Origin of the sequence: Aeromonas sp. HMWF015, from assembly GCF_963878965.1 — a bacterium.
Lineage (GTDB): Bacteria > Pseudomonadota > Gammaproteobacteria > Enterobacterales > Aeromonadaceae > Aeromonas > Aeromonas veronii.
Genome location: NZ_CAWNZT010000441.1, coordinates 2,643 through 7,276 on the forward strand (window position 1 = coordinate 2,643; position 4,634 = coordinate 7,276).

General features: G+C 55.8%; 6 protein-coding genes. 2 read left to right on the plus strand and 4 right to left on the minus strand.

Annotated elements, in window-relative coordinates:
• Together AACS18_RS23780 and rppH are read right to left on the minus strand one after the other, a co-directional pair.
• On the minus strand, positions 1-1,333 hold a 1,333-nt coding region (locus AACS18_RS23780), incomplete at its 3' end, for a phosphoenolpyruvate-utilizing N-terminal domain-containing protein (RefSeq protein ID WP_374956626.1).
• A gap of 14 nt (positions 1,334-1,347) precedes the next feature.
• Positions 1,348-1,875: an RNA pyrophosphohydrolase gene (gene rppH / locus AACS18_RS22780; protein WP_005340421.1), complete on the minus strand. Its 528-nt coding sequence runs from the start codon at positions 1,873-1,875 to the stop codon at positions 1,348-1,350.
• A 733-nt stretch (positions 1,876-2,608) separates the two neighbouring features.
• Here rppH and mutH point away from each other — a divergent pair.
• Positions 2,609-3,283, plus strand: a complete 675-nt coding sequence (mutH, locus tag AACS18_RS22785; protein WP_108613392.1) for a DNA mismatch repair endonuclease MutH — start codon at positions 2,609-2,611, stop codon at positions 3,281-3,283.
• Between the two features lie 80 nt (positions 3,284-3,363).
• Entirely contained in the window at positions 3,364-3,687 is a 324-nt protein-coding gene (locus AACS18_RS22790; protein ID WP_005348910.1) for an isoamylase early set domain-containing protein, read from the plus strand.
• A 108-nt stretch (positions 3,688-3,795) separates the two neighbouring features.
• Here the strand turns inward: AACS18_RS22790 and rplS are convergent, their stop codons facing one another.
• Positions 3,796-4,143: a 50S ribosomal protein L19 gene (gene rplS / locus AACS18_RS22795; RefSeq protein WP_005313505.1), complete on the minus strand. Its 348-nt coding sequence runs from the start codon at positions 4,141-4,143 to the stop codon at positions 3,796-3,798.
• Positions 4,144-4,175: 32 nt separating this feature from the next.
• A partial coding sequence (trmD, locus tag AACS18_RS22800; RefSeq protein ID WP_258228802.1) for a tRNA (guanosine(37)-N1)-methyltransferase TrmD occupies positions 4,176-4,634 on the minus strand: 459 nt, incomplete at its 5' end.

Below are 4,634 nucleotides of genomic sequence, written 5' to 3' on the forward strand. Positions count from 1 at the left end.
GACCGGCGTTGAGCAGCAGGGAGACCTTGGTGCCGTCGGCCGTCTCGGATGGCAGATTGTCGACACTGCGCACCAGGGTATCGAGGGCCCGCTCTTCGCTCAGCAGCTGACGATACTCGGTCAGGATCACCTGATTGGGCTCGATGAAGAGATCGCCGCTGTAGCCATCGACGACCAGCATGCGACCACCGATGTCACCAAGGGGCAGATCTACCCCCATGATGGCGGCCACCCCCATGGCGCGGGCCAGAATGGCCGCATGGGAGTTGGTTCCCCCCTTGAGCGAGACCACCCCGGTCAGATACTCGCGGGGCACTTCCGCCAGAATGGTGGCTGTCACCTCGTCGGCAACCAGCACCACCGGCTCGCCGATGGAGATATGTTCCGGTTCATTCTGCACCAGTCGGCTGATCAGCCGCTGGGCAATATCCTTCACGTCGGTGGAGCGCTCCTGCAGGTAGGGATCCTTCATCCCCTTGAACTGCTCGATCAAGCGATCGCTGATCAGCTTGACCGCAGATACCGCAGTCCAGTGCTCCTTGCTCACCTTGTTGCGAATGGGCTTGATATAGCTTGGATCGTTCAGCAGATGGAGGTAGATATCGAAAATCGCCACCGAATCCTGGCTGTAGCTCTCGCGAAAACGCAGCGCCAGACTCTCCAAGTCGTGCCGCACCTCCTCAACCGCCAGCTCCAGCCGTGCCAGCTGGCTGGCATGGTCTTCATCCTTGCGCGGGGTAATGGACGAGAGCGCCTTCCGGGGCCGCCACACCCAAGCCTTGGCCATAGCGATGCCGCTGGCACCGGCAATACCGCGCAGCGGCTTGCTCCAGTCGGTCTTCTGCAACCACCCCTTGGCCTGCGCCTGAGCGATCCGCGCCGCCAGCTGGGCCGCCAGTGTGACCATGAAGGACTCTTCCCCCTCATCGAAGCGGCGACTCTCCTTCTGCTGCACCACCAGAATGCCAACCACCTGACGCTGGTGCATGATGGGGGCACCGAGGAAGGAGCGGAACGCCTCTTCGGCCACATCGGGCAGGAATTTGAAACTGGGATGCGCGGGGGCATCAGCCAGGTTGATCAGCTCTTCCCGCTGACCCACCAGACCGACGATGCCCTGCTCGTAGGGCAGGGTCACCTTGCCGACTGCGGACGGGGCCAAGCCGTCGGTAGCCGCCAGGCGATAGCAGCGCACCTCGGGTTCCGAGACATAGACGGAGCAGCAGTCCACTGCCATGGCGTGCCGGGTCTGGCTCACCAATGCCTGCAAGGCCTGCTCGAGGGTATTGGCCTCGGCCATGCTCTCGACGATACGTCTCAGTTCCGTTAACAACTAATCTGTGCTCCTTAACGGGCGCGGTTGCGCCGCCCATCCTTCTTGTTGACCTGCACTGCCGGCACTGGCATCGCCAGCGGGGCAAACTCTTTCATGACCCGGCGATAAACCTCCCGCTTGAACGAGACGACCTGCCGCACCGGGTACCAAAAGCTGACCCAACGCCAGTCGTCAAATTCGGGATGGCCATGACAGCCGAACTGGATCCGCGACTCCTTGCCCGAATTCAGCTGTAACAGGAACCATTTTTGTTTTTGGCCAATACAGACCGGTGAACTGTCCCAGCGGACAAGACGTTTGGGTAAACGGTACTTTAGCCAGTTACGACTGGTGGCCATGATGGTCACATCTTCGGGCTTGAGGCCAATCTCCTCATACAGCTCTCGATACATGGCCTGCTCTGGCGTTTCACCATCATCAACCCCCCCCTGCGGAAACTGCCAGGAGTGCTGCCCATAGCGTTTAGCCCACAACACTTGTCCTTCACGGTTACAGATCACGATACCGACATTGGGACGAAATCCGTCGCCATCAATCACGTGATCACCTTATAAAGGCTGAATCTATAAGGAGATTGTTCCACATTCACCCCGTGGCAGCAAACAAGGAGTGAATCCCCTGTTTCATGAATAACTTTCAATTTCAAACATACTTATAAACAAATCCAAGGATCCGCTCCCCCAAGTTGCCCACCCAGGCTGTGCATAAAGCTGTTAACAAACGGGTATATACAGTACTTTTTAACTGTACGCGAAAAGTGCCCCTCCGTATCACCACTCGACATGAAATATAAAAATTCATTATTTTTTATAAGCTTGAGATGAAACAACTGGATCTAGATCCATGTTCCACCAAGAGCCAGATCCATGATCCGGATTGTGAACAAGTTCAACTGCTCAAAGATCCGCCGCGGCGAAATTATCCACAGGAGTGGCACAATATCTACCCCGTTTACCCTGTAAAAATGGGGTGGCATTCACAATTTTTTGTAACATATCAGCGACTCCACCCACTTTCATCCACTTATCCAAGATTTCTGTGGATAACTGTGTGTAACATCATGCACAAACCCTTGGACAACTATTTCGAGGTCAAACCAGACCTGGCTTACTGCTCGATAAAACAGACAAAATCCTTTAAAATCATAATGATGAACTAATAGCCCCCAAATTCTCTGCATTTGATCTTATCCACTCAGGATCGGTTATAAAAACAGCGATCCTTCTCGGGATCCTCCCCTGTTAGAATATGGTGAGCAAGATGGAGCCAACTATGCCAAGCAATCCCCAATCCGAGCAGGAGTTATTGAGCCGCGCCTATGCCATGGCCGGCTTCACGCTGGCGCAGCTGGCCGCCGAGGCTGGCGTCGCTGTGCCCAAAGACCTGCGCCGTGACAAGGGGTGGGTCGGTCAGTTGATCGAGCTGCAACTGGGGGCCAGCGCCGGGAGCAAGCCGGAGCAGGACTTCCCGGAACTGGGGATCGAACTCAAGACGATCCCCGTGGATCCTCAAGGCAAACCGCTGGAGACCACCTTCGTCTGCGTTGCCCCGCTGATCGGCGTCAGCGGCCAGCGCTGGGAGGAGTCCAACGTGCGCAACAAGCTCTCCCGGGTGCTCTGGATCCCGGTGGAAGGCAGTCGCGAGATCCCGGTTGGCGAGCGGCGAGTCGGCATGCCACTGATGTGGAGCCCGAATGAAGAGGAAGATCGGCTACTGCGTCAGGACTGGGAGGAGCTGATGGACATGATAGTGCTGGGAGCAGTGGAGCAGATCAGCGCACGCCACGGCCAGGTGATGCAACTGCGGCCCAAGGCGGCCAACAACAAGGCGCTGACTCGCGCCATCGGCCGCGATGGTCAACCCATCATGACCCTGCCCCGCGGCTTCTATCTCAAGATCGACTTCACCCACAGTTTGCTGCAACGCTATTTTGCCTTGCCGACTTGATCTGCCTTATCAACATCTTTGTCATATGGTGGTATAAAAATAGACAGGAGCCATTTTTAACTCACAGACAAGGAGGCGTCATGCCACTGATCAAACAGTTTTTGAAGTCCAAGCCCGAGGTCAAGGTGACCTTTGCCGTAGAGAAAGAGGCGGCTGCAGGAGCGGAACAGGTGATGCTGATCGGCGAGTTCACCCAGTGGCAACCGGTCGAGCTGAAACGCATGAAGAGCGGCGAGTTCAAAGCCACCCTCAATCTGCCGACCGACGGCCCGGGCTACTTTGAATATTGCTACCAGCTCATCACTCCGGCAGGGGAAACCCTCTACGAGAATGACTGGGCAGCCGACGACTATGTGCCAGGCCCCTTCGGACGCGACAACTCGGTAGTTCGGGTCATCCAGTAACGGCCCCCAGATAGCCAATAGACGGATACAAAAAAGGCTCGCCATTGGCGAGCCTTTTCACTACCTGTCGAGCTATTTGCCGACATACCGACACCAATTCGAATCGAATTAGTTGAGCTTCTCTTTGATACGAGCAGCTTTGCCGGACAGGTTGCGCAGGTAGTACAGTTTGGCGCGGCGAACATCACCACGACGCTTCAGTTCTACACTGTGGATCAGCGGAGAGTGAGTCTGGAATACACGCTCAACACCTTCGCCGTTGGAGATCTTGCGAACGGTGAAAGCAGAGTGCAGACCGCGGTTACGCTTGGCAATAACGATGCCTTCGAAAGCCTGCAGACGCTCTTTACCACCTTCTTTAACACGAACTTGAACACGTACAGTGTCGCCCTGGGCAAAAGCCGGGATGTCGGTACGCAGTTGCTCTTGTTCAAGCTGCTGAATAATCTTGCTCATTGTCTTTCCTTACCTAGGATAAACTGAAAACTCTACTTAACGCTGTCACGCACTTCGCGGACATACTCGGCAAGAAGTGATTCTTGCTCGTCAGTCAGAGCTAGGTTGTTAATAAGTTCCGGCCTTCTTTGCCAGGTTCGTCCGAGCGACTGCTTGAGACGCCAGCGTCGAATCACTTCGTGATTGCCGCTTGTCAGCGCCTCGGGCACCGCCAATCCATCCAACACCTCCGGCCGAGTATAGTGGGGATGATCCAGCAAGCCATCCGTAAAGGAGTCTTGCTCGGCACTGGCCTGATCGCCCAAAACCCCGGGTACCAGACGCGAAACCGCATCGATCAGGGTCATGGCAGGCAACTCGCCACCACTTAACACGTAATCCCCGATAGACCACTCTTCGTCGACTTCGGTTTGTATCACGCGTTCATCGATACCTTCGTATCGACCGGCTACCAGAATCAGTTTCTGATTCGTCGCCAACTCGGTTACGCC